Annotated in this window: 22 protein-coding genes; 2 read left to right on the top strand and 20 right to left on the bottom strand. The window is 52.2% G+C overall.

What is annotated here, in order from left to right; genetic code table 11:
- Positions 1-61 precede the first annotated feature (61 nt).
- The gene (locus AC4ED1_RS04085; RefSeq protein ID WP_490936144.1) at positions 62-502 is read left to right on the top strand and encodes an Hsp20/alpha crystallin family protein; all 441 of its coding nucleotides are present in this window, start codon (positions 62-64) and stop codon (positions 500-502) included.
- Positions 503-516: 14 nt separating this feature from the next.
- On the opposite strand, the gene AC4ED1_RS04090 is transcribed toward AC4ED1_RS04085, so the two are convergent.
- The 4 genes from AC4ED1_RS04090 to AC4ED1_RS04105 all read right to left on the bottom strand — a co-directional run bounded on the left by AC4ED1_RS04090 (position 517) and on the right by AC4ED1_RS04105 (position 6,385).
- Positions 517-2,640 (bottom strand): RNA degradosome polyphosphate kinase, encoded by a 2,124-nt coding sequence (locus AC4ED1_RS04090; protein WP_490936145.1) that lies wholly within the window; start codon positions 2,638-2,640, stop codon positions 517-519.
- A gap of 118 nt (positions 2,641-2,758) precedes the next feature.
- The gene (gene ppx, locus AC4ED1_RS04095) at positions 2,759-4,288 is read right to left on the bottom strand and encodes an exopolyphosphatase (protein ID WP_490936146.1); all 1,530 of its coding nucleotides are present in this window, start codon (positions 4,286-4,288) and stop codon (positions 2,759-2,761) included.
- An 85-nt stretch (positions 4,289-4,373) separates the two neighbouring features.
- Positions 4,374-5,654, bottom strand: coding sequence for an ATP-binding protein (locus AC4ED1_RS04100; protein WP_490936147.1), 1,281 nt, complete (start codon positions 5,652-5,654; stop codon positions 4,374-4,376).
- A gap of 20 nt (positions 5,655-5,674) precedes the next feature.
- Positions 5,675-6,385 (bottom strand): class I SAM-dependent methyltransferase, encoded by a 711-nt coding sequence (locus AC4ED1_RS04105; protein WP_490936148.1) that lies wholly within the window; start codon positions 6,383-6,385, stop codon positions 5,675-5,677.
- Positions 6,386-6,752: 367 nt separating this feature from the next.
- Between AC4ED1_RS04105 and AC4ED1_RS04110 the strand changes: the two genes are divergently transcribed.
- Positions 6,753-6,941, top strand: a complete 189-nt coding sequence (locus tag AC4ED1_RS04110; RefSeq protein ID WP_490936149.1) for a hypothetical protein — start codon at positions 6,753-6,755, stop codon at positions 6,939-6,941.
- A 101-nt stretch (positions 6,942-7,042) separates the two neighbouring features.
- Here the strand turns inward: AC4ED1_RS04110 and AC4ED1_RS04115 are convergent, their stop codons facing one another.
- The 16 genes from AC4ED1_RS04115 to mltG all read right to left on the bottom strand — a co-directional run bounded on the left by AC4ED1_RS04115 (position 7,043) and on the right by mltG (position 24,697).
- Complete coding sequence (locus AC4ED1_RS04115) at positions 7,043-7,399, bottom strand: phage holin (protein ID WP_490936150.1); 357 nt, start codon at positions 7,397-7,399, stop codon at positions 7,043-7,045.
- A gap of 2 nt (positions 7,400-7,401) precedes the next feature.
- Positions 7,402-8,148 (bottom strand): N-acetylmuramoyl-L-alanine amidase, encoded by a 747-nt coding sequence (locus tag AC4ED1_RS04120; protein ID WP_490936151.1) that lies wholly within the window; start codon positions 8,146-8,148, stop codon positions 7,402-7,404.
- Between the two features lie 815 nt (positions 8,149-8,963).
- Positions 8,964-9,665 (bottom strand): RNA polymerase sporulation sigma factor SigK, encoded by a 702-nt coding sequence (gene sigK / locus AC4ED1_RS04125; protein WP_490936152.1) that lies wholly within the window; start codon positions 9,663-9,665, stop codon positions 8,964-8,966.
- A gap of 172 nt (positions 9,666-9,837) precedes the next feature.
- Positions 9,838-10,041: a hypothetical protein gene (locus AC4ED1_RS04130; protein WP_490936153.1), complete on the bottom strand. Its 204-nt coding sequence runs from the start codon at positions 10,039-10,041 to the stop codon at positions 9,838-9,840.
- On the bottom strand, positions 10,038-11,207 hold the full coding sequence (locus tag AC4ED1_RS04135) for a HEAT repeat domain-containing protein (protein ID WP_490936154.1): 1,170 nt from the start codon (positions 11,205-11,207) through the stop codon (positions 10,038-10,040). The genes AC4ED1_RS04130 and AC4ED1_RS04135 overlap by 4 nt, the downstream gene beginning before the upstream one ends.
- A 123-nt stretch (positions 11,208-11,330) precedes the next feature.
- Entirely contained in the window at positions 11,331-12,020 is a 690-nt protein-coding gene (locus AC4ED1_RS04140) for a class I SAM-dependent methyltransferase (protein WP_490936155.1), read from the bottom strand.
- Between the two features lie 51 nt (positions 12,021-12,071).
- Complete coding sequence (locus AC4ED1_RS04145) at positions 12,072-13,865, bottom strand: putative bifunctional diguanylate cyclase/phosphodiesterase (RefSeq protein ID WP_490936156.1); 1,794 nt, start codon at positions 13,863-13,865, stop codon at positions 12,072-12,074.
- A 43-nt stretch (positions 13,866-13,908) separates the two neighbouring features.
- Positions 13,909-14,211: an STAS domain-containing protein gene (locus tag AC4ED1_RS04150; protein ID WP_490936157.1), complete on the bottom strand. Its 303-nt coding sequence runs from the start codon at positions 14,209-14,211 to the stop codon at positions 13,909-13,911.
- Positions 14,212-14,238: 27 nt separating this feature from the next.
- Complete coding sequence (locus AC4ED1_RS04155; RefSeq protein ID WP_490936158.1) at positions 14,239-15,951, bottom strand: methyl-accepting chemotaxis protein; 1,713 nt, start codon at positions 15,949-15,951, stop codon at positions 14,239-14,241.
- Positions 15,929-16,444, bottom strand: coding sequence for an ATP-binding protein (locus AC4ED1_RS04160; protein ID WP_490936159.1), 516 nt, complete (start codon positions 16,442-16,444; stop codon positions 15,929-15,931). The genes AC4ED1_RS04155 and AC4ED1_RS04160 overlap by 23 nt, the downstream gene beginning before the upstream one ends.
- Before the next feature lie 43 nt (positions 16,445-16,487).
- A complete protein-coding gene (locus AC4ED1_RS04165) occupies positions 16,488-17,957 on the bottom strand; it encodes a SpoIIE family protein phosphatase (protein WP_490936160.1) in 1,470 nt (489 codons plus the stop codon).
- Positions 17,958-17,979: 22 nt separating this feature from the next.
- On the bottom strand, positions 17,980-20,127 hold the full coding sequence (locus AC4ED1_RS04170) for a sensor domain-containing protein (RefSeq protein WP_490936161.1): 2,148 nt from the start codon (positions 20,125-20,127) through the stop codon (positions 17,980-17,982).
- Between the two features lie 275 nt (positions 20,128-20,402).
- Positions 20,403-21,488, bottom strand: a complete 1,086-nt coding sequence (locus AC4ED1_RS04175; protein ID WP_490936162.1) for a hypothetical protein — start codon at positions 21,486-21,488, stop codon at positions 20,403-20,405.
- A gap of 129 nt (positions 21,489-21,617) precedes the next feature.
- Positions 21,618-22,880, bottom strand: a complete 1,263-nt coding sequence (locus AC4ED1_RS04180; RefSeq protein ID WP_490936163.1) for a peptidase U32 family protein — start codon at positions 22,878-22,880, stop codon at positions 21,618-21,620.
- A 1-nt stretch (position 22,881) separates the two neighbouring features.
- Positions 22,882-23,520, bottom strand: coding sequence for an O-methyltransferase (locus AC4ED1_RS04185; protein WP_490936164.1), 639 nt, complete (start codon positions 23,518-23,520; stop codon positions 22,882-22,884).
- A gap of 94 nt (positions 23,521-23,614) precedes the next feature.
- Positions 23,615-24,697, bottom strand: a complete 1,083-nt coding sequence (gene mltG / locus AC4ED1_RS04190) for an endolytic transglycosylase MltG (RefSeq protein WP_490936165.1) — start codon at positions 24,695-24,697, stop codon at positions 23,615-23,617.
- Positions 24,698-24,776: the final 79 nt, after the last annotated feature.

Below are 24,776 nucleotides of genomic sequence, written 5' to 3' on the forward strand. Positions count from 1 at the left end.
TCGGGATGTTCATAACATGATACCGAAAGGGGACTAAAAAACTGTAGGAGGGGTGTCGGACATGAACCGGAGGAATCTCCCCCAAAAATGGGAGCCTGCAAACGCAAACCTGCCGGATTTGAGCGATCCGCGTCAGGTATTGGGACGCATGTTCGCCGATCTCGAAAAGTGGTTGGATGCCGCCGCCCACTGGCAAAATTTGTTCGAGCAGATGAACAACCGGATCCGAGTCGACGAAACGAAGGACGCCTACCAGATTACGGTGCTGCTTGACGGAATCGAACGGCCCGGCGACATCGAAGCGCATTTGGTGCAGGGACGGCTGCACCTGCGCCGGACGGTGCAACTCGAAGCGAAAACAAACGGGGACCATGGCGCCGTATGGAAGTCCTACTACGAACATTTTGAACGAACCGTCCCTCTGCCCGCCCCTGTCCGCTGGGCGGACCGGCAAATTGCCGCCCAGCCGGGGCGCTGGAGCATCCGGCTGCCGAAAGCCTGAAACAATCGGCCATATCATTCCGGCGCGTGCAAGATCGGCTGCAGACGGTTCGGGCGCGGTCCCCCGCTGTCCGCCGCAGCCCTTCGATAAGCCTCTTCGACAAAATACATCTGGCTTTCCAGCGGCGGCCCGTTGAGCCCCTGGACTCTTTCGTAGGTACCGTCGGGCAGGAGAACCCAGGCTTTCACATTGTCTTTCAGCATGATGTCCAAAATCTCTTTCAGCCTGTCCTTCAAATCGTCCTGCACCACCGGGAAGAGCAGTTCCACCCGCGCGACCATGTTGCGGGTCATCCAGTCGGCGCTCGACAAAAAAATCTGTTCCTCCCCGCCGTTCCCGAAATAATAGATTCGGCTGTGCTCCAAAAAGCGGCCGACAATGCTTCGCACGCGAATGTTCTCACTGACGCCGGGGATCCCCGGGCGCAGGCAACAGATGCCGCGAACGATCAGATCGATCTGGACGCCGGCGCAGGATGCCTTGTAAAGAGCTTGGATGATCTGCTGGTCGGTCAGCGAGTTCATTTTCGCGACAATCCGGCCGGGCTTGCCTGCCGCGCAGCAGGAGATTTCGTTGTCGATCAGCCGCAGGAACTTTTCCCGCAGCCCGACAGGCGCCGTGACAAACACATTCCAGGCTGGGACCGCGGAATAACCGGACAAATGGTTGAAAAAAGCGGTTGCGTCGATCCCGAACTCTTCTCTTGCGGTAAACATGCCCAGATCGGTGTAGACACGAGCCGTCGATTCGTTGTAGTTGCCGGTGCCAAGATGCAGATAACGGCGGATGCCCTTTTCTTCCGCCCGCACCACCAGCGTGATTTTGCTGTGGGTTTTCAGGCCGACCAGGCCGTAAATCACGTGGCAGCCGGCTTTTTCGAGTTTTTTTGCCCATACGATATTGTTTTCCTCGTCAAACCGGGCCTTCAGTTCCACCAAGACGGTTACCTGCTTGCCGTTTTCCGCCGCCCTCGCCAGGGCATGAACAATCGGGGAGTCCCCGCCGACGCGATAGAGCGTCTGCTTGATCGCCAGAACCTGCGGGTCCACCGCTGCCCGCTCGACAAAATGCACCACCGGGTCGAAGGATTCGTAGGGATGATGCAGCAGAATGTCCTTCTGGGCAATTGCGGCAAAAAGATCGTCATTGTCAAGAAACTCCCGCGGCATCTGCGGTTTGTGCGGTTCAAATTTCAAATGCTCGTAGCCGGGAATGTTGTAAAAACTGAAAAAGAAGCTGAGATCAAGCGGTCCCTCGATCCGGTAGATGTCCCACTCTTCCAATTCCAACCAGTCTTTGAGGGTTTCTTTCAGGAATTCGCTCATCGTGATGTCGATGCCGAGGCGAACTGCCGCTCCCATTTTTCGCTTTTTCAGTTCCTGTTCGATCGCTTCCAGCAAATCCTCGGTTTCGTCCTCGTCGATGGTCAAATCGGCGTTTCGCGTAATCCGGAACGGGCTCGCTTCAAGAATTTTGTAGCCCTGGAACAGGCTGCCGATATGCTTACGGATGATTTCTTCCAGCAGGATAAAATGCGCTTCGCCTTCCGGCGAAGGGAGGCGGTGAAAGCGCGAAAAAACGGAAGGGACCTGCACGACGGCGAACAACGGTTCGTCCTCTTTTTCCGTTTCGCTTTCCAGAAGCACCGCCAAATTCAAGCTCTTGTTCATAAGCATCGGAAACGGATGGCTGGCATCGACAGCCATCGGCGTTAAAACGGGATAGATACGGTTATGGAAATAATCTTCGACAAACCGCCGCTGCTCGTCGTTTAACTCACCGGTTTGCAGAAAACGAATGCCCTCTTTGGCAAGTTCGGGCAGAATCTGGTTTTGCAGAGTAAAAAACAGCTTGGGAAGTATGAAATGGGTACGTTCCGCGATCGCGGCAAGCTGCTCTTTCGGAGTCATGCCCGATTTGCTGTCGGGCTTTGCAAAACCAGCTTTCACTTGGTCTTTTAACCCCGCGACCCGCACCATAAAGAATTCGTCAAAATTCGAACTGGTGATGGCGAGGAACTTCAACCGTTCAAACAAAGGGTTGGCGGGGTCCATCGCTTCCTCCAGCACCCGTTCGTTAAAAGAAATCCAGCTCAATTCCCGATTGATGTAATAATCCGGCAGATCAAACTTGTTCATCGGTGACCAACCTTTTTTGACGTTTTGCACAAAACAAGCTCTAAATATTAACATTATAGCAGGTTGTTTTTAAATATTTGTTAAGATGCAAACCGATCGTGCGGATCACGCGTGCGGATCACCCGGACGTTTGTGCCACATAAGAGAAGGGTCTTTGGAAAACCTTTGACACTTTCCCGAGAATATCTTCCAAAAAGATGTACTCCATAAGATTTTCTTGCGTTCCCAGGCATTCCAGCACGATGTTTTTCTTTTTCTCGTGCAGTCGGACCGCCCGGATCCGTTGGGTCATGGAACGGTCCAGGACGCGTGCGAGCAGAATGAGATGGCCCAATTTTTCGATCAGCGGCTTGTCCGATTTCCCGACAATGTCGTTGTGCTGCCGGATCTGCCTTTGCAGTTGCCTGTTGTTTTTGTAAGCGGCCATCATGGCGATCAGCAGCCGCTCCTTGTGCGTCAATCCCAACAGCAATACATTGGATAAAAGATAGAAAGTGTGCTGAGACGTCTCGTACACGTTGATCGACCGGCCGACGTCGTGCAGCAAAGCTGCGGTTTCCAGGAGTTTCCTTTCGGCGGTTCCCATCTCCAGCACTTGCAGGCGGTTCAATTCGTCAAACAACGTGACCGCCAGATTCCGGACATGCATCGCATGGGCTTTGTTCACCTGGTAACGGTTCATAAATTGCTCGGTGCTGACCCGCAAGACCTCACCGCTACCGGGAATGCTCCTGCAAGCGCAGTTTTTTTCATAAAGCACCCCATCCCTAAGCCCCTTGCTGCTCGTGATCAACTGGTCGCTTTTGATCCAATCCAACAAGGTATGCAATACCGTGATGCCGGCGATGATGACATCCGCTCTGTCTTTGGACAGGCCGTTTATGTTTTTGCGCGCTTCCAGCGGCATTTGCGCAATCGACTTCAAGATCTCCCCAACGTCCGATTTTTTCATGACATAATGGTGCAAACTCGCCATCGAATAATCGCGCTGCCGCTGGTGGATTTTCGCGAGATTTCTTGCGGTCCCCCCCATGGCGACCAACGGCAGCCCCTGTTGGGCCAGCCAAGGCTGCGTCGCCAACTGCCGCCTGAGAAACTGCCGCAATTGCTCCAATTCTTCCAGCGCCGGAATTTCGTCGTGAAAAAATTGTCGCGTCAGCGTTACAATGCCAAACGGGAAGCTGACACTCGCTTTTAGTTCCCGTTCTTCGATCCAGGTGATTTCGGTGCTCCCGCCACCAATGTCCACGGTAATCGCGTTTTCCACATTCATGCTGTTCACAACCGCCAAATATCCGTAACGGGCCTCCTCTTCTCCGGACAACAGCCGCAGCTCAACCCCCGTTTCCCGCCTGATCGCCTGCAGCAATTCGAAACCGTTGCTCGCTTGGCGAACGGCGGCGGTTGCAACGCCGATAATCTCGGTCACCTGCCGGACGTCGCACAATTCCTTGAATTGACGCATGCAGTCCAGTGTCGCCTGGAATCCCGTTTCGTCGATCGTGAGATCATCCCGCAAATAATTGCTTAACCGCAGAACCCGCTTGATATTGTCGTTTTCGTATAAAATTCCCTGATCGTCCCGGTAATACACAACCAGACGGGCGGTGTTGGAGCCCAGGTCAATGATGCCGACAAAATGTCCCACGACGTCCCCTCCTTCCGTTACAGCCTGTTTTTTAAACGGGTGGACTATCCTCCGGTTTCACGGCGGCAACACTGTTTTACGGCCGTTAGGATTTTACTTTTGGAACCAGAATTGCAAATTGTGTACCACTTCCTTTTTTGCTTTTGACCTCGATTTTACCGTTCATTGATTCGATAATCCTGTAACTGACTGTTAGCCCTACGCCGGTTCCTTTTGCCTTCGTGGAGTAAAACAAAGTTCCAAGTCTTTCCAAATCCTCTTCTGTCATCCCTACTCCGGTATCAATGACTGTAATTTCCACAAAATCGTCTTTTTCTTTTACTTCAATTTTGAGTGAACCTCCGTGGGGCATAGCCTCAATACCATTTTTCATTATGTTAATCAGCACCTGGCTAAATTTTTCAGGCTCGGTTTCAATACACGGTGAACCGGCACCGCCGACGTGAATCTCTACACCGTGCAAATTTGCATAAGGGGATATCATATGGATCACGCGTTCTATAAGCTCCAAAACAGATATTTTTTCCGTCTTTTCCATCTGCGGTTTTGCAAAAGACAAAAAACCGGAAATAATGGATTGCGCCCTGTCCAATTCTTCAATCATCAGTGCCATATAATGTTTTGTATTCTTGGGCAATTGATCGTTTTCATTCAACAGTTGCAAGAATCCTCTGACCACCGTCAAAGGGTTTCGAATCTCATGCGCTACGGATGCAGCCATTTCACTTAATGCATTTAGCTTCTCCGCTTGCCGCAACCGGTGCTGCAAGAGAACTTTTTCTTGTATTGCCTCCATAAAAGAAGCGGTTATAAACATCGTGCCTGTTTGGAGGACACTGAATCCGCCGATAAATACGAAAAAATCGCGGTTAACCGGTGCATTGGACCACAAAAGCACAAAAAACGTCACACCTGCAATCAAAACGGTCGTCAACAGCGTTAAGGCCGTTGCGATTATGATTTTATATTTTGGGCTATAATTACTGTATTTCGGGACCAATGCAACTGTTAAGGGAATCACGATGGCACAGACAATTACCGGGACAAGGAGTCCTTCCCCCCCTAAATAGTAGCGAAAAGTAAACAAAGCCAATGCAGCAAGAATCCCCGCACCATAACCTCCATACAAAAACCCGATCAATAATGGGACGGTTCTTAAATCGATAAAGTATCCCTCGGAAATCGGAAATGAGAAAACCATACACAGGACAATTGAAATTCCGGCAATCCCCCCAAAGATTAACTTAACGCTTTTTTTGCTCTCGATCAGGATCTTATGCCCCCAAAACAAGTAATAAATCATCAATGGAAACAAGATATTGAGCATCTGTATATATATCTGCTTAATTCCGTTGACCGCATCCACAAACTCACCTTCTCAACACATTATCTGCAAAAGATTTTTAACATCGTATGAGCATTTCTGTGAAATTCATACTGAACCTTGACTTTTTCCGCACGCAACCCTTTTGCTCGGAGCCAGTCAATAATCTCTCCCAAATGCTGATACTCATTGCCGTTCATATCAGTTATCGGAAAAATGCGAACCTGGTCCTTCGTTACTCGAATCATTTCCCGAATACTCCGAACATGAAAATTGAAATCCAATTTGTCGGCATACATAAACAATAGATGAGCAGAAAGGGTGATGTCAAAAAACTTGTCTTGAAAAGGTAATACTGGCAATTTTGCCGGAAAATACCTTTCTCCCTCCATGTTTTCGAAATCCTCGATAAACCGGTTTAAGGCTGCAACCCTTGCAGATTTCAGTTCATCCATGGATTTAAAATACTTCCAATTGTACCTTCCTTCCAACTGTTCCAATTTGGAAATTACATACTCGATATCCTGTAATCCTTTTATCTTGAGTTCATCCGGCTTATAAGAATAAGCCGTGTCAATCGCAATCGCATGAATTCCATATCTGTTGGCAGTGGAAGTGAATGAACTCGCTCCTCCCGGACAGTCCAGTATCCGAGCCCCAATCAGTTCCTCTTTTGACAAGTCAAACATCAACAAATATTCATCCCATGTCCGGCCAAGAAAAACAATATGACCTAGTTCCAGACGACCGTTTTCCCAATCTTGATATCTCATGCGCCTGTTCCTCCAAGCATAATATAATATATTTTCCAAATGAACAAATACCTTCCTTTACTACTAATATCTTACTTTCTATCTCTCTTGTCAATAAAAACCTTCCTGCCACACAAACTCACGCTGCGAAAGTTGATCAACTTCCGGAAAAGCAAGAGACCCTGAGCCGGTGCCACGGCCAGAGTCTCACCTCACTGTAGGCGCGAGGGCGAAGGCCCTCCCCTACACTCCATCTTATGTGTATCATACCCTCTCTATTCGCCTAATGTCAAATTGAGGAGGCGGCAGCTATGGAAACTCTCACGCTGGTCATTAGTATAGTTGCTTTAGCGATTTCCCTGATTGCTCTTGGTCGGGCCATCAGGAGGTGACAGACTTGGCAAAGCCAACGTCCTTTCGATTTTCGGATGAATTCCTGGAACTCCTCCGGACATGGGCTTTTGTAGCGGAGAAAACGCAGGCGGAATTGATCGAGGAAGCATTCTTTGAGTATACGGAGAGACGCCCCGAAATCAAAGAGAAGGTGCAGAAGATCATCGAGACGATGCAAAAATAACCCGGAATGCCGGGTTTTTGTTTTGTGGATAAGTTGTTGACAACCTGTGAATAGATTGTGGACAAACAAAAAACCCCGGCCTTCTGGCCGGGGTGCAAGGTTTATCCGCCAAACCGCTTTCGGATTCCCTCTGTTTCAAGCCACGCTTTCTCGATCGCCGTTTTTGCGGCATCCGCGTCGAATGGGATTCCTTTTGCTTTCGCCTGTTGTTCCAGATAATTCAGGGCATGGCTCAGTTTTTCATGGCCAGCCAGATCCCGGTATGCAGTTTCAGCGAAGGCGTAGGCTTCCCTGGCCAGCAGGTGCAGGAGTTCCGCCTGTTTTGCATCCGTGTGGGTGGCGATATAGGCTTCGACTTTCCGCTTCAGGATTGCAAGTCCATAAAAAACAGCAAGGGCCGCGATCTGCACCAAGATCGTCAGCCCTTCCGAAATGTAGGGGGTAAGCAGTTCCTTCATGATCACTTTACCTCCCGGATATTTTCTGCTGCCCTGTCGATCAGTCGGCAAATGATTGCAGCCGCCTGCCCGCGGGTCAGCGGGTCGTCCGGTCCAAAATGCCGGTCGTCATATCCGCGCATGATACCGGCGTCCATGACGCGCCGGATCTCCTCCCGGAATTCGTGATCCTCCCAATCCGTTTTCGGAGCGGGTCCGGCTGGTGAGATATACGCGACGCCGAACGCCTCACACAACCCGCGAACGGTCGCCTCTGCAGCGCCCTGTCGAAAATTCGTGTCGGCGAGTTTCTGTGCGTCGGTCGAGTCGATGAAACCGTACTCCAGGAGCGCGGCAGGCATCGCCGACTCTCTGCAGACTGCTAGATCGGCTTGCTTGCGGCCCCTGTCCGGCAGCCCGTTGGCAGCGAAGAACTCCGCCACACGCTGATGGATCATTCCGCGGATTCGTCCGGTTTCACCCCTGTCATAACCAGGTTGAACGAAAGACTCGAACCCGGTTCCTCCCCCGGCGTTGATGTGGATCGACAGAAAATAGTCCGCTCCTGCGGCGTTGGCCATGCTCGCACGCTCGCTGAGGCCAACATAGCGGTCGTCGGTCCGTGTCAGCAGGACCGAAAAACCGTGCTCACGGAGACGATTCGCGATACGGAGCGCGATGTCCAAAGTCAGGTCTTTTTCGCGGAGGCCGTTTCCCACGGCACCGCTGTCTGCTCCCCCGTGGCCGGGATCGATGAAAATCTTTGGCATTTGCGATCACTTCCTTTACCATACAATATTCAAATGCTTGTCAGACTGTTACCGGTCAAGTGCCTAAGCATGTCAAGTGCCTAAGCACCGTAAAATCGAGTAGGAGGGGGCGGCTAACCCCCGTCCTCTCACACCACCGTACGTACCGTTCGGTATACGGAGCATATTCTCACGGTTTACCACTTGCTCCATCAGGTGATCCAGGCACACTTCGCGGGTTGGTTCCTTGGGTCGTGCCGGTGAAGAACTCGGCGCTTCTTCCGTCCCCTGCAGATTCACTGCTTCCTCCTGAAGATAGCTCCCCTTCGGGATTTTCTACTTTCTTTGCTCTTCTCTCGAACTTGCCATGACCAACCCTCACAATCATGTTCGGCCCTTCCCTGTTTGGTCGTCTCCTCGCAGGTACTATGGCCTCTGCTGACTCCTGCCGGTTCAGCCGTACCTCACGGTACGGGTTACCAATTGAATCGGCGCGCCGGCAGGTCTCCCCGGGTAAGGGCGTTGTCTTTCCCTCCATCTACCTGCTTCATTTACTCTCGATTGTCTTTGGTAGCAAGGACTTTGTCTTGTTGTGCAGACTCATCCAACAATCGCTAGCCTCATATGAAGTTCGTGTTCCTCAGGCCGGAGGTTTGCCTCCGGCAACATCAGCTTCCGCCTCGCGGCGGATACCCTTGCTTTAAGCTATGGCTACTGCTACCTTCGCCATTCGGGACTCTCACCCTATAGACAACGCCCATGCCGGGCGCACACAAAAGAGCGCCCAGCGGTTAGCTGCGGCGCCAGATGAAATCACTTTTAAACCTTGTCTGTTCTTATTCCCGGTTCTTTGGTCGGAACTCATGCAAAAGCTTCGTCAACGCCCTTTTCTCAATCCGCGACACATAGGATCGGGAGATTCCCAATTCCTCCGCGATCTCGCGCTGTGTCTTCTCTTCCCCGTCCGGCAGCCCGAAACGGCTCCGGATGACTTCTTGTTCCCGCTCGTCCAGATGGGACAGGCGGGAATAAATTTTCGCTTTCTCCAATTTCAGTTGCACTTTGTCCAGCACTTCATCCGAATCGGTTCCCAGGACGTCGATCAGCGTAATCTCGTTGCCCTCCTTGTCCGTGCCAATCGGGTCGTGCAGCGAAACGTCTTTCCGCGTTTTCTTCAAAGAACGCAAATGCATGAGAATTTCATTTTCTATACACCTGGCCGCATACGTCGCCAGTTTGGTTCCCTTGTTCGGCTGAAAACTTTCAATCGCCTTGATCAAGCCGATCGTCCCGATCGAAATCAGGTCTTCGTTGTCTTCTCCCGTATTCTCGAACTTTTTGACAATGTGCGCAACCAGACGAAGGTTGTGTTCAATTAAGACGTTGCGGGCGTTTTCATCGCCGGCGGCCATCAGCTTCAGGTACTTTTCTTCGTCCTGTTCGGACAAAGGCTGCGGAAAAGCGTTATTTTTAATATACGAAACAAACAGCGCGACTTCCCTGATTAACCACGCAACTGTTGCCAGAATTCCAGGCATCTGATGTCGGTCACCTCCCACAGGTATGTACTGGTCCATCTGTACTTCGTCTGTGGTTCACTATATGTGGGAATGTGGGCCGCTGTGCCTGTCTTGGAGAAAAAGGACGCACAAAAGCCGCAGAAACAGAAGAAATTCTTCTACTCTGCGGCTTGTATCCGCCCTTCATTCTTCAAACAATCTTGAGCCCCTCTTTGACTATGAACGAAACACAGGAAATCCGTTCCGAGTGCACCGAATCCTCCGCTCCGAATACATTTGCCAGTTCGTAAGGTTCGCTCGGACGAACCAATAGATACTGCCCAATGGTAAGATGGGCAAGGTCGACGATCCAGTATTCCGGAACGGCAAACCGTGCGTAAGACTCTTTCTTCATGGTCCGGTCCCGTTTTCTTTCAACAAATCATAATACGATGGATTCGCCGCCAAAATCATTTGCTTTCGACCTGTTTCCCGTTCACCGAGTTCGGGAAGCGAGTATTTCCATCCCCGGTCAGTTGCTTCCTCATACTCTCTCAACAAATCGAGTATTGCAGTCCCCCACTCTTTCATATCAGGGTATTCCGGAAGGTTAGGGTAATAATGGAAGTATACTCCGCGCAGCAATGTTTCTGCGACTTCAAGCAGCCAGATTGGCAGATCCGCATTGTCAATCCGCTCGGCAATTTCTTCCGACAGCTCCAGATTGTTCAGGATAATCTCATCAAACTGGTATGGCTCAAGAATGTGTTCTTCCTTGGCCAGCCAAAGCTCCACCCAATCGAGTATCCTTAAATAATCGGCAGGAAGGTTCGGCTCCAATACGGGAGAAGGCTCGTCCAGATTCACGACATAAGCTTGTCCGAGTTTGTTGACTCTCACATTCCCATTAACTCCCAACCAGCGCAAAGCAAGAAGCGCGAATGTCTTCGCCTTGGGGTCCACGTTTTCATTTCTGCACAAACGGCGCAACAATTTTTCACTGCGGGGGTGAGGGAACAAACTGATCATCCGGATCCCCGCTATGGATGTTTCGGGAGTCTCGATCCACTCTTGAAGCTCGTCCAGGATTTCCTCTGTCGTTTCATCCAACAGCCGATCAAGTTCAAGTTCTCCTTCCGCAATTTCCTCCAACGGAAACATTCCGTCTTCTTCCAAGGTTTCAAGGCCGAATTCATCAACCATTTCACGGAAAATCTGTTCCATATTGGTCGCCATCTTGGATAGCGATTGGCGGATTTTATCCGGTATCCCCTTGGATTTCACGGTCAACCGGAGCCATTCGGCGAGAGCTCTCGGGTTTTCTCTGAAAACGATTATCGCTTGGGGAACCAGTTCATCCGTATAGGGCAGCCCTTTCAAAGCATATCGCGCCAGGACCGTTTGAGTATCATAATAAGAGCACATCATGGTAGTGGCTAGCGAAAGTCCGGTCCATGCCTCCACATTCTTTTCATTTTCCATGATTGCCCTAAAATAATAATGCGCCGCAGCACCAAAGGCTTCCGCCTCCATATAGCCATGGGCCTTGTCCGTAAATCCTGCAACATTAAGGAATTGCATGTGTATCCCCCCCCCCCGTTTTTTGGCGGTTTCCCGCTTTCGACAAAGATCGTTTTCCTTTATCGTACCAGTTTTGAACATCGTTTGACACAAACTGGCCAGAAAACATGATTGAATCGGCTCTTATTTTTTATCCCACCGGGCTACAAGATACCCCGCTCCTTCCTCTTGTTGGCTCTTGGATCTTTGCTCCTCCAGCCGAGCGGCCTGTTCCGGGTCGACAAATTCCAACGGGGCTACATACAACCCGAATCGGATTTCGGCGGGTTTGATCCCGTGAAGGCTGCAGATGTCCTGTAAAGAGAAAAAACGTGCCTTGGCGAATACGCTTTCGGTATTTTCTCTCCCCCGTTTTTCATAGTTTCTGGCCCATTCACTCTGTTTTCCGATCATGCCTGCCACAAGCCGCCCGCCCCTTTTTAATACCCGCAGCCCCTCGGATATGACAAGGCTGGGATTCTCTACAAATTCGAGCACCACATTGCATATTGCCAGATCAAATTGCCTATCAGCAAAAGGCAAATGATGAAGATCTCCCTCGACAAAACTGACGTCAATCGGTTGCCGGAAAGCTTTTTCCCTGGCTTTTTTCAACATTCCTGATGAAATGTCTATCCCTGTAACCGATAGTTTCTGTTGGGCCAGCCAGAGAGAGTAGCTCCCTGTGCCACAACCCAGATCAATTGCGGATTCACCCGGATTCGGGCGGGCGACCTCCGCGACAATCCGTTTTTCCAATGCATCAACAAAAGAACCAAGGGGAGTGCTGCACCATTCGTCGTAGGTTTGAGCCGATTTGTCGAACAAAGCCAATACCGAATCCCTCTCTCCTATGAATCCGATTCTCCAGCCGGGCATGGCCGGCTAGGCCTTAAGCGCTTTTTTCTTCAGCAAGTCCGCGAACTTTTCGGCAGGCAAGGGCCTGCTGAACAGATACCCCTGAATAATGTCGCAGTTAAATGAGCGCAACAGGTCAAGCTGCTGTTGGGTCTCCACCCCTTCCGCCACCACTTCCAATTTTAAGGTGTGAGCCAGATTGATTACCGCGTTGACAATTGCCATATCGTCAGAACTTGACGGGAGGTCCCGCACCAGCGACCTGTCGATTTTGAGCGTATCGATCGGAAATTTTTTCAGGAACATCAGCGAAGAATAGCCGGCTCCAAAGTCGTCGATTGCAAGGCGGACGCCCAGCAACTTTAATTCGCGAAGCGTGCCGATCACTTGTTCCAGATTCGCAATTGAAAGGTTCTCGGCGATTTCCAACTCCAGACAACCGGGATCGATTCCCGTTTCCTGCAATACCCAGGCAACGGTAACAACAAGGTCTTCCTGCAGCAATTGGCGAGCCGACAAATTCACGGAGACGCGTTCGACCGGCAGGTTGGCTTCCTGCCAGAGTTCGATTTGTTTGCAAGCCGTCAGCAAAATCCATTCCCCGATCTGCACGATCAACCCCGTTTCTTCCGCCGATTGGATAAAATCTTTTGGGCAGACGATCCCCAATTCCGGATGCCGCCAGCGGATCAAAGCCTCCGCACCAACAATCCGACCGGTAGACAGGTCGGTAAAGGGGTGATAATGCAGTTCAAATTCCTCCCGGTCCAATGCCCTGCGCAAATTTGTCTCCAATGCCAACCGCTCGACGGATTTCACATTCATGTCAGCCGTATAAAACTGGTAATGGTTACCGCCTTTTTCCTTCGCGCGATACATCGCCGCATCCGCATTTTTGATCAGCGATTCGATATCGGTGCCATCAGTCGGATACAGGCTGATGCCGATGCTTGTCGTGATGAAAAACTCGTGCCCGTTCAACACGAAGGGCGTGAACAGGGAGTTAATAATCTTGCGTGCCGCTTTGGCGGCATCCTTCTCCTGGGCAATCTGCGGGATAATAACGGTAAACTCGTCTCCCCCGAGCCGGGAAACGGTGTCCACTTCCCGCAGGCACCCCGTCAGCCGCTGCGCCACGGCTTGCAATAACTGGTCCCCGACGGCATGCCCCAATGAATCGTTGATCAATTTGAAACGATCCAGATCCAAAAACATGACCGCCAGCATCTCGTTGTTCCGGCTGGCACGGGCCAATGCCTGGCTGAGGCGGTCATGAAACAAAAGACGGTTGGGCAACCCCGTCAGCGCATCGTGATAAGCCTGATGTTTGATCTGTTCCTCATAGCGTTTGCGTTCGGTAATATCGCTGAACACGCCGGCGTAGTAAATCGTTTTGCCGGATTCGTCCTTGATGTTGGTAATCGTCAACAATTCGAGATAAATTTCGCCGTTTTTCCGCCGGTTCCAGATCTCCCCCCGCCAATGCCCCATCTCATGGATGGAAGCCCACATGTTGACGTAAAATTCTGCATCCTGCTTCCCGGAGTTTAGAATGCGCGGGGTTTTGCCGATCACTTCCTCCGGCGCGTATCCGGTTACAGAGGTAAAAGCCGGATTCACCAAAATGATCGTTCCGTTTGCGTCTGTCACCACGACCCCTTCGAGCGTGCTCTCAAAGACATGCGCCGCCAAACTCAAATGATTTTCCGGCCGTTTGCGCCGGGAAAGTTCGCCGGAGCCTTGTTCCGCCGCAATCTGTTGCCGCAGTTGCCGCAATTCCGCGATCAACTGTTTCTTGGTTTTTTTGTAATCGTCGTCCATTGGAGTCCCTCCCCCAACAGGATTCCGGCATGGTTCCGTCGGCTCACTGAATAGCAAAGACTTTTGTCAGACGAGTCAGTTCGAACAACTCCAGGACGGTTCCTCGTAGTCCGGATATCGCCACGCCGCCCCCGTTTTGCAGCGCCCGCTTTTGCAAGGCGACAAGCACGCCAAGGCCCGAACTGTCGATGTACTCGACTTCCGACAGGTCGATCACAAACCGGTTGTAGCCTTTGTCAACGTATTGCAAAAGCCTTTCCCGGATGACGGTCGCCTCTCCGACATAAATGTTTCCGGAGAGGGTAACAAGAACTTGACCATTCACAACCTTGATTTCCTTGATCATCGACGGTTTCCCCTTTCTCCCTTTCCCCTAAAGTTTGAAGACTTCCACAGTCGATTTCAACTCCTGCGCCATCGCGCTCGTCTGTTCCGTGGACGCGGCTATCGTTTCGACCGCCGCGGTTGTTTGTTCCGTTGAGGCCGCCACCTCTTCCGCGCTCGCCGCGGTGCTTTCGATAACGGAAGCAACCGAATGGATCAACCGGACAATCTGTTCGGAAGCGGCAACCTCATCGTTGGCGACCTGCACAATATCGTTAATATCGCGAACCGTATTTTCGACAGCCGATAAAATGCTTTGCAAAGCTTCCCCCGCCAGGTTAACGCTCGTGACCCCCGCTTCGACTTCGTTTCTGCTTTGTTGCATGGCTGCCACCGCGTTTGCGGAACTTTCAAGAATTTTTTCAACCAGACCGGTTACTTCAGCGGCACCCTGATTCGATTGCTCCGCCAATTTGCGGACTTCGTCCGCCACTACCGCGAATCCCCTGCCGGCCTCACCCGCCCGTGCCGCCTCAATCGCCGCATTCAGCGCCAACAAATTCGTCTGGTCGGCCAGATGTGTGATCATAGAGGTAATACTGCCGATTTGTTTGGAATATTGGTCGAGCCGCGCAATCAATTTCTGGGATTCGATCGTTTTCGCCTTGACCGCTTCCATACGTGACACCGTTTGGTTTACGGTTTCTTTGCCGTTCGCCGCAGCTTCCAATGTCACATTGGAATTTTCCGCGGCAGACAGGGCTTTGTTTTTGGCGATTTGAATCAGTGACGAAAGCTCCAGCAGCACTTTTGACACTTCGACGACCGAACGGTTCCCCGTTTCAGCGTTGTGCGCGACTTGCTGCATGTTTTTGGACACATCCGTCACCGAGGCGGTAACCTGTTCGGTGGACGCCGCCATTTCTTCCGACGCGGCCGCCAGTTCGTCCGCCGCCTTTCTCACCGCCCGGACGATGGAGGCCTGACTTTGAATCATCTTGTTAAAGGATTCGGTCAACTTCCCTATTTCGTCACGGGAGCGAATTTCTCCTTTCACAGTAAGGTTGGCGTTGCCCGCCTCCGCCATCAGTTCCCCCAAATTTCTGACCGGATTGGCGATCATCTGGGCCATGGGAATGCCGACGATCGTAAAAATGATGGCGGCAAGGACAATCAGGGCCAGCATCATCCAATTTGCGGCCGCCGCTTTGTTTTTGACATCCGCCGCATACGCTTCCGCCGTCCGGGTTTTGTAATCGACCAGTTCGGTGAACAGCGCATTGATGTTCTCCAAATGCGGAGCAGCGTTTTTCCGGTAGTATTCGTACGCTTCCCGCTTTTGTCCGGCAACGGCCATGTCAGTCGCCTTTTTCCGTTCAGGTCGGTAGAGGCCGATTTCTTTTTTCAGTTCTGCCAGCTTTTCTTTCTCATAGGGAAGCAGGCCGCTGCGTTCGTATTCGGCGATCAGGCTGTCGTTTCTCGGAATCCGCCGCTCAATGTCGGCCAATATTTCATTTGTTCGCGCCTCGTCGTTTGTGGACATCAGTTCCAGATTGTACGCTTCCACCACGCGAAAACCCGTCCGCACTTCAGCAAGCGACTTGACCGGCAACAGGCTGTTTCGATAGATTTGTTCGGCATATTCCTGCATTCGGTTCATGTAGAAATACCCAGTGAGACCGACTCCCACCATAAACAGGACCGCCAGCGCAACCAGAACAAACAGTTTGTGCCGGATTTTAAGATTTCGAAACAAGTTCATAGACCATCCCCCTCGAGTCAAATGTCCGCAAACGGGATGCCACATCGTCAAAGCCGCCTATGCCGGTTTTTGCAGCGATCCGTTTGACCAGCAAGACTTCGTTGCCTTTTTTGCTAAAGGCGATGGTGTCGGCCGCCGCTTTCATGATGAGCAAGCCCCGGCCCGATTCCTTTAACAGCGCGTCACCGGCAGCGAAACAATCGCAACGCTGCAGTTTCTCCAACATTGCCTGCGCCGGAAACCCCGGCCCCGGGTCTTTGACTCTGACCATCAGTCGTTTTCCTGCAAGCACTTCGATCTTCAGCGTGACAAATCCTTCGTTTGCGCCGGCTAGGCCGTGTTTGAAAGCGTTGTTGACCGCTTCGTTCATCGCCACTTCCAACAACGGGCGACGGTCGGACAAAACCTGTTTGAGATAGTCGCTGACGAATGGCCTGATCTTTTCAAAACCGGCAAAATAGTTGAATTTAAACTCAAGAACGGATTTTTTCATGCTTTTCAACTCCAGTGGTTTCATGAGATCATTCGATGACGGATCATCCCAATCTGATGCAGACCGCCGTAGCGTCATCATGGGCCGTTTCCGAAAGCTTTTGCAGCATGTCGACCGCCGCTTCAAAGCCGAGGGCGATTGGGGCATTCCGGTTGGACAGCAAATCCAGCAAACCGTCGCTCATAAAATAGAAACAATCCCCCGGCTGATAAGGAAACACATGCTTTTCATACGTTGCATCCTGAAACATGCCGACAAACGTTCCCGGCAGTTTCACCAGCGTTTGCCCCCGGGACGATGAGGCAATGAAATAATTGATGCCGCCGGAAGCGCAGGTCAGCGTTTTTTGTGTCAAATCGATTTCAAAACAGATCACCGCCGCAAAAGAATCCTCCCCAAAATAAGCCATTGCCTTGCGGTTCAGCCAGGCCATTTTTTGATCCAGCGGTAGATTTTTCTCCGCTGCTTCGCAAAACAGCACTTTCAAGGCGGAGTTCTGCAAGGCCGGTGCCAGTCCGTGCCCCATGACGTCGATCACGCATCCAACCACAATGTTTTTGTCCCGGTTCCACCTGAATTCGTACGCATCGCCACTTAGGTAATTGGCAGGCCGGTAAACGGTCTTGACCGTCACCCGTTCGTCCGTGATGTCTGGCGGCAACAGTCTTTTTTGAATGAACCCCGCCCGCACCGCATCTCTTTCGAGCTGTTTCCGCTCGGTAATGTCGTGGAACACGCCGACATAGTGTGTCGCATTTCCCGAGTGATCTTTAATCGTGTTGATCGTCAGCCACTCCGGGTAAATCTCGCCATTTTTCCGGCGGTTCCAGATTTCCCCCTGCCACCGACCGGTGCGTCGGAGGGACGACCACATATTTTGGTAGAAAGACTCGTCCTGCCGGCCGGATTTCAGGATGCGCGGGTTTTTCCCCTGTGCTTCTTCCGCACTGTAGCCCGTTACGGTTGTGAAGGCAGGGTTGACCGATTGGATGATCCCCTTGTCATCCGTGATGATGACGCCTTCCGTCAAGTTCTCAAACACCTTGGCAGCCAGTTGCATTCCCGCCTCCGAACGCTTGCGTTCCGAGATGTCACGCCCGATGACCACCAGCCCCTTGCGCCGCCCGTCGGGGTAAAACAGCGGGATCTTGGTCACCTGGAAAGACAGGAATCCTCCGCCTGGCTTGCGAACAACCCGTTCAAAATGGACGGTTCTGCCCGCCCTCCAGATTTCTTCGTCGGGCTCTTCGCAAGCAAGAAACAGATCGCAGTAAACGCTTCCCGGACCGTAAAAATCGGTGGCCTTTTTTCCCTTGTACGAGGCATGTTGAATTCCAAAATAGAGCAGCGCCGTTTGGTTGGCCTCCAGCCACCTTCCTTCGCCGTCCTTGAGAATCACGATGTCCGGCAAAGCGTTCACCAGCGTGCGCATTCTCTCTTCGGGTTCTTCCAACGCCGCAGCATGTTCGGTTGCTTTGCAATCCTGTAGGGAATCCGGATTTTTCCCCCGCACTCTCGGTCCACCCCAGTCCGCGTCAATTCGTCTCGAATGTCCCCGATGCCGCCTTCGCCAACAGTTCTGTAAAGGCGGAAGCCGGTACCGGACGGCTGAACAAATATCCCTGCATCTCGTCGCACTCACGGGCTTGCAAAAACAATTGCTGTTCCCGGGTTTCAACCCCTTCGGCAACCACTTTCAGGTTGAGGCTGCGCGCCAGTGTGATGATCGCCGTCACAATCGCCCTGTTGTACGGGTCCGTCACGATGTCGCGCACAAAGGATTGGTCGATTTTTAACGCGTCAATCGGAAATTGCTTGAGATAGCCAAGCGAAGAATACCCCATGCCGAAATCGTCGATCGAAATGCGGACTCCCAGTTTTTTCAGTTTTTTTAGTGTAGCGCTGGCCTGGTCCACATCCTGCATTGCAATGCTTTCGGTGATTTCCAATTCCAGGTAATCGGGATCGAGTTCCGTTTCTTGCAGAACGCGTTCGACGATTTGCACCAGATCTTCTTGCTGAAACTGGCGGGCGGAGAGGTTAACCGCAACGCTCACCGGCAGCAAGCCGGCCGCTTGCCAAGCTTTGTTCTGTCGGCAGGCGGTTCGCAGCACCCATTCCCCAATCGGCATGATCAACCCGGTCTCTTCCGCCAGAGAGATGAATTCAGTCGGCGGTACCATTCCCAATTGCGGGTGCTGCCAACGGATCAACGCTTCCATTCCGGCGATCCGGCCGGTGCGCAGGTCAACCTTCGGCTGGTAGTGCAAAACCAGCTCGCCCCTCTCCAACGCCCTGCGCAGATCGGTTTCCAATTCCAGCCGCTCAACGGCTTTCGCGTTCATGTCCGGCATATAGAACTGGTACTGGTTGCCGCCCTGTTCTTTCGACCGGTACATGGCCGTGTCGGCGTTTTTGATCAGCGTTTCCATATCGGTGCCGTCTGTCGGATACAGGCTGATCCCGATGCTGGTGGTGATAAAAAAATCGTAGCCGTCAACGATCAGCGGTGCCCGGAACGCTTCATTCAGCGCCAATACCCGTTTGACGACGTCTTTTTCGCTGTTGATCTGCGTTAGTATGAAGGCGAACTCATCTCCGCTCAAACGTGCGACAGTGTCGGATTCGTGCGCGCAGCATTTGAGCCGTTCCGCAATCGCCTGCAACAACCGGTCGCCAAGAGCCGGCCCGAGGCTGTCGTTGATGCTCACAAAGCGGTCTATATCAATGAACAGCACAGCCAGCATCCGTTTTTGCCGCTTTGCGTTTTCCAATTCATGCTCCAGGCGTTTTTGCAAAAGCGCCCGGTTCGGCAACCCTGTCAACACATCATAATAAGTCTGGTATGCAATACGGTCTTCATAACGTTTGCGTTCGCTGATGTCGCTGAACACGGCAGCGTAATGCGTGATTTTTCCGGTTACGTCCCGGATCGCGCTGATATGCAGCCATTCCGGATACACCTCGCCATTTTTCCGGCGGTTCCAGATTTCCCCCTGCCATTGTCCTTTTTCATGGATCGCCGCCCACATATCGATGTAAAATTTCCGATCATGTCGCCCGGATTTTAAAATACGCGGATTTTTGCCGATCACTTCGTCGGCGCTATACCCCGTTATCACGGTAAATGCGGGGTTTATCAACTGAATCGAACCGTAGATGTCGGCAACCATGACTCCTTCAACGGCATTTTCAATCACCTTCGAGACGAGATGAAGCTGTGCCTCCATCCGCTTGATCTCGCTAATGTCAGTGAAAACCGACACATAATGGGTGATTGCCCCCGCGTCGTTTTTGATTGCGCTGACGGTCAGCCACATAGGGTATTCTTCGCCGGTCTTGCGCCGATTTCGGACTTCCCCTTGCCATTGTCCGGTTTCGCGAATCGCGGACCGTATGTTGGTGTAAAATGGTTCGTCAAACCGTCCGTAATTGAAGTCGCGGACGGTTTTCCCGATCACTTCTTCCGCACTGTATCCGGTGATCGCGGTAAACGCAGGGTTGACAAACTGGATGACGCTCTCCGTATTGGTGATCATGACCCCTTCCTGTGCCGTTTCGTATACCTTCATGGCAAGGCGCAACCCGTCCTTGTCAAGTTTGCGCTGTTCGAAACTTGAGATGATCTGCCCGCTGTCAACGGTCATCCCGTCTCCTTGGGTCGAGCGGATGAGATTTCCCATTGTGAATTCTCCTTACTGTGCGCTTCTCGCTAAGAAATGAACCTCTTTATAATTATAATAATCCTTTTTCTCACTATAAACCCGGTAAAAGATTTTGAACATTGGGGAATCCCCTGAATATATGGAAATATTTGAGGATGTTCCCTGCTAAGGCTTTCGATTCGCCTGTGGACAAGCGTCTCCGGTAACAGTTTTGTGACAAAAAGCAACAAATTTGTGACAAAACAAAAAGGACGTGCGCCAAACACGTCCTCACGTATCCTCCGATGTGCCGGTCAATCCTGTAGTGAGTTGTAAAAACGGGTCTCGTACTCTGCCAGAGACATTCCGTATTGGGATTGAAAACTGGCTTCGACCCCGTCTTGAACAGCCCCCGCCAAAAAAGCCTTCAACTTCGGCAACCCCGCTTGTTGAATCAGGTTTTCCACCGCCAAGTAATCTTCCCATTCGACATTGTACCGCGCCTTCAGGATTCCTTCTTCGTCGACGGTCAACGGCAGCAGTTGGCCTCTGTCCGCCACTTTCCGGAGTTGTCGGTTGTAGGTGTTCGCCAATTGTTGCGCCCTTTGCGGAGCGGTTTGCGTAAGCGCCCGCATCCCTTCGTGCCAGGCGATCCCTTCGTTGATCCAGGTCGGAAGGATGTCGCCGATTCCCCGTTGGTTTAAAACCACGTGCGTCAGTTCATGGGTCAGCGTGTTGGCCAAGTCTGCCCCGGAATGCTGGTTATACAGGGGAATCCAAATATCCGATCCGATGGTCAAACCGCCGGTCTCCGACACGATTCCGCGGACTTGTTCCCTCGGAATTCCCGCTTTCAGCAACGATTTTCCGTACGAATCGGGAGTTGAGAACAACGCCACCCGCACGGGTTTGGACGGTTCCCAGAATTCGGACTTCAAAACGGGAAGCGATATGTTTTGAACGGTGTGCAAAGCTTCCTGCAAAGCGCTTGCCGGTATACCCGGATCGCCTGCCGCGATCAGGACTTGCCCAGCTCCTTCAGGGGACAGGTTCGGATTCGCTGTATCGGGTCTGGAAGGCAGGTGACGAATGTGAAGACTGCGGGAAACAGCCTGATCCGTCAGCAGCCGGTCGATTTCCTGCAGATCGCGGAAGATTTGATCGAACTGGCGGTTCCAATCCTCCAGACTGACCGTTCCCGCCCCGAGCCTTTCCAACAAGGATTCAAGGTCGCGATTCAGCTGTTGCGGCAAATTTTCCCACGCCTCAAGATGCTGCGCTTCACGCCAGAAAGACATAAACTTGGGAGCCGCCACGCCATCGGATTTCACATTCGGAGCCAGCGCCTGTACGGCCAACGATGCCGCAAGGACTCCGGCAGCAAGAAACCAGCCTCGCATTGCGATCCCTCCTTTTGCATGCACATCCTGTCATCTGAAATATGATCCAATCAATATTATCTTACAAAACATCATATAATTGTAGAGAAAAAATGTGTAAAATTTAGGCGAAGGGGTTTCAAACCCTGGTCATTTCGCTTTTCGCATCATGTCAAACTGGCGGACCGGCTGGTCGACCTTGAGTTGAACGATCATCTGCGGATGCGGGGCGGCTTCAATCGGGGTGCCGGATTCGTCCCACATCTCCTGAATCGTCATCGAAAAATGGGTGTCCGGCCCGAAGAATTCGACTTCTTGCCCGACCTTAAAGTTGTTGCGCTGTTGGACAGTCGCAATTCCCGTCTTTGCGTCGTAAGAGTCGACCAGACCGACAAAATCGTAAGCCCGGGCGGTCTGGCCGGGGACATAGATCTGGTCGTGCTCCGTCGGTTTGCCGTAATAAAAGCCTGTCGTCATCGACCGGGTGCTCGCCTTCAGAATCTCGTCCACCCAGTGCGGGTCAAACTTGAAGTTCCCGGGATCTTTGCAATACTCGTCGACCACATGGCGATAGGCATTGACAACGGTGGCCACATAGTGAATCGATTTCATCCGGCCTTCGATCTTCAGTGAATCGACTCCGGCATCGATCAACTCGGGGATGTGTTCAATCATCGACAGGTCCTTCGAATTCATCAGGAACATGCCTTCATCCCCTGCAAAAACGGGCAGCAGTTCGGCGGGTTCCCCGGTACTATACATGCCGTTCCCGGACTCTTCCCCTTTGTCTTCCACCAACAGATAGTTCCAGCGGCAGGATTGGGCGCACCCTCCGCGATTCGCGTCCCGTTCCGCCATATAGTTGGACAGAACGCAGCGGCCCGAGTAAGCGATGCACATCGAGCCGTGAATAAACACTTCGATTTCGGCGTCGACATGTTTCTTGAACGCACGGACCTCTTCCAGCGACACTTCACGCCCGAGTACGAAACGGGTGACCCCCATCCGCTGCCAGAACTTCACCGTCTGATAATTGGACGTGGAAGTTTGCGTGGACAGATGCAGTTCGAGCCGAGGAGCCACTTCCTTCGCCGCAATCAGCAGAGCCGGGTCGGCGAAGATAATCGCGTCGACCCCCGCCCTGTCGATCGCCCGCAAATACTCTCTCAATCCGGCAAGATCCTCGTTATGGGCGACGATATTCGTCGCCACATAGACTTTGGTGCCGTGGCTGTGGGCGAAATCCACCGCGTGGGCCATTTCCCCAAAGTCGAAATTGCCCGCTTTGGCACGCAGTCCGTAGGCTTCGCCGCCGATATACACCGCATCCGCGCCGTAACGGATGGCCATCTCCAGTTTTTCCATATTCCCTCCCGGAGCGAGTATCTCCGGTTTTTTGATCGCAGTTTGCATGTCATTCCCTCCTCCCTCTTTTGACAGATACGGCCAATCCATCGCCCAGCGGCACAAAGGCCGTTTCCAACTGCGGATGGTTGGCCAGCAATTGGTTGTAGCCGCGAAGACGCATCACGATCGTGCGCAGTTTGTGCTTCACATGTTCGGGGCCGGCTACCAATCCCTGAAAAAACACGTTGTCGCTGAACAGCGTCCCGCCCTCGCGCAAAAGCGGCAGCACCAATTCGAGAAAATGAGGATATTGTCCCTTTGCCGCGTCCAAAAAAACGACATCGTAGCGGTCGCCAAGCGCGGGCAGAATATCGAACGCATCTCCCTGCAAAAGCCGGATACGATCCCGGTATCCCGCCTTTGCGATGTTGGCAAGCGCCGCTTCCGCCCGGGACGGATCGCGTTCGACCGTAACAATCGAGGCGCTGCACGCCTGCGCCATCACAATCGCCGAATAGCCGATCGCGCTGCCGATTTCGAGAATTTTGTCCGGATTCATCTGCCGCAACAGGACGCGCAGCAATTGCGAGGTCTCCAGATCCAAAATCGGAATGTACAGTTCTGCCGCCCTGCGCTCGATCTCGGTCAAAAGCGGATCGCGTTCCGGCACCAGGCTGCGGATGTAAGAAATCAACCCGTTGTCCATAGTCACATCCCAGACATAACAGTTCTTTTAACAGAATAATTCTATTCTATCATTTCTTCGGTTCCCGGCAACACCCGATGCTCTTACTCTTGGTTCAATTCGGTGGCTTTTTGTTCTGTTCGCTTAACGCGATATTGCGGTTGTGCTCCTCGAGAGTCTTCGCGAAATAGTGTTCGCCCGATCCGTCTTTTTTCGTCACATAGTACAGATACTCATGCTTGGCGGGCGACGCCACGGCGTTCAAGCTGTCCCTGCCCGGCATGGCGATCGGTCCCGGCGGCAGTCCTTCCCGTTTGTAAGTGTTGTACGGGCTGTCGACTTCGAGATCTTTCAGCAGAAGTTCCGCTTTTTGCCCCACGGCGTATTGGATCGTCGCGTCGATTTGCAGGAGCATCGGCGGTTTTTGCTGCAACCGGTTCAAAATCACCCCGGCGACCATCGGCCGTTCCTTCGCCACCCGCGCTTCCCTTTCCACAAGCGACGCGATCGTCACCGCCTCATGCAGCGACAGTCCCTGCGCTTGGAAGCTCTGGCGCATCTCCGGCGTCACAACCCGATCAAACTGTTTCAGCATGGTATCGATGATTTCATGTTCGGTGGCGCCTTTTTTGATTTCATAGGTGTCCGGGAACAAATACCCTTCCAGACGATGCCGCACACCAGGAGTCAAGGGAATCTCCCGGAGGAAATCATAATCAAACATCCCGGTGTCCGCTTCTTGCAGAAAGGATTTCCGGTCGGCAAGCCCTTGTTGCGCCAGTGCATCCGCGATTTGTTCAAGGGTATAGCCTTCCGGGATCGTCAAGCGCACGGTGTTGGGTTTTACTTTCCCCTTGACAATTACGTTAAGGATTTCCGGAATGGAAGAACCGCGGGCGATCTCATAGGTCCCCGCTTTCAAAGCGGCGCTTTGTCCGCCCAATACCACAGCCGCCCGAAACAGAAGCTCGCTTCGGATCAGCCCTTTTTTCGCCAAAGTCGAAGCGATTTCAGCGGTTGTGGCGCCCTTCGGTATTTCAAGCGACACGACTTCGCCCGTCGCTTCCGGCGGCATCCATTGCGACCAGACGAAAATCGGAAGCATGGCCAAAACCGATAACAACACGGCAAAAAATTTGATCCTGCCCACACGCGGCAAAAGCTTGTCCAACGATTTCCGCAAACCGGCGGAGTCCAAGCGGCTCTCCCCCTTTCCATCACCGCTATTTTCCCGATACCACCAGTATAACAAAAAAACCGGACGATTTTTACGTCCG

The organism is Effusibacillus sp. SKA8, from assembly GCF_058273125.1.

Excerpts from the sequence above, each read along its gene's own strand:
- AC4ED1_RS04085 (WP_490936144.1), top strand. The coding sequence starts at position 62 with ATGAACCGGAGGAATCTCCCCCAAAAATGGGAGCCTGCAAACGCAAAC.
- AC4ED1_RS04090 (WP_490936145.1), bottom strand. The coding sequence starts at position 2,640 with ATGAACAAGTTTGATCTGCCGGATTATTACATCAATCGGGAATTGAGC.
- AC4ED1_RS04105 (WP_490936148.1), bottom strand. The coding sequence starts at position 6,385 with ATGAGATATCAAGATTGGGAAAACGGTCGTCTGGAACTAGGTCATATT.
- AC4ED1_RS04115 (WP_490936150.1), bottom strand. The coding sequence starts at position 7,399 with ATGAAGGAACTGCTTACCCCCTACATTTCGGAAGGGCTGACGATCTTG.
- AC4ED1_RS04120 (WP_490936151.1), bottom strand. The coding sequence starts at position 8,148 with ATGCCAAAGATTTTCATCGATCCCGGCCACGGGGGAGCAGACAGCGGT.
- sigK (WP_490936152.1), bottom strand. The coding sequence starts at position 9,665 with ATGCCTGGAATTCTGGCAACAGTTGCGTGGTTAATCAGGGAAGTCGCG.
- AC4ED1_RS04130 (WP_490936153.1), bottom strand. The coding sequence starts at position 10,041 with ATGAAGAAAGAGTCTTACGCACGGTTTGCCGTTCCGGAATACTGGATC.
- AC4ED1_RS04135 (WP_490936154.1), bottom strand. The coding sequence starts at position 11,207 with ATGCAATTCCTTAATGTTGCAGGATTTACGGACAAGGCCCATGGCTAT.
- AC4ED1_RS04145 (WP_490936156.1), bottom strand. The coding sequence starts at position 13,865 with ATGGACGACGATTACAAAAAAACCAAGAAACAGTTGATCGCGGAATTG.
- AC4ED1_RS04150 (WP_490936157.1), bottom strand. The coding sequence starts at position 14,211 with ATGATCAAGGAAATCAAGGTTGTGAATGGTCAAGTTCTTGTTACCCTC.
- AC4ED1_RS04155 (WP_490936158.1), bottom strand. The coding sequence starts at position 15,951 with ATGAACTTGTTTCGAAATCTTAAAATCCGGCACAAACTGTTTGTTCTG.
- AC4ED1_RS04160 (WP_490936159.1), bottom strand. The coding sequence starts at position 16,444 with ATGAAAAAATCCGTTCTTGAGTTTAAATTCAACTATTTTGCCGGTTTT.
- AC4ED1_RS04170 (WP_490936161.1), bottom strand. The coding sequence starts at position 20,127 with ATGGGAAATCTCATCCGCTCGACCCAAGGAGACGGGATGACCGTTGAC.
- AC4ED1_RS04175 (WP_490936162.1), bottom strand. The coding sequence starts at position 21,488 with ATGCGAGGCTGGTTTCTTGCTGCCGGAGTCCTTGCGGCATCGTTGGCC.
- AC4ED1_RS04180 (WP_490936163.1), bottom strand. The coding sequence starts at position 22,880 with ATGCAAACTGCGATCAAAAAACCGGAGATACTCGCTCCGGGAGGGAAT.
- AC4ED1_RS04185 (WP_490936164.1), bottom strand. The coding sequence starts at position 23,520 with ATGGACAACGGGTTGATTTCTTACATCCGCAGCCTGGTGCCGGAACGC.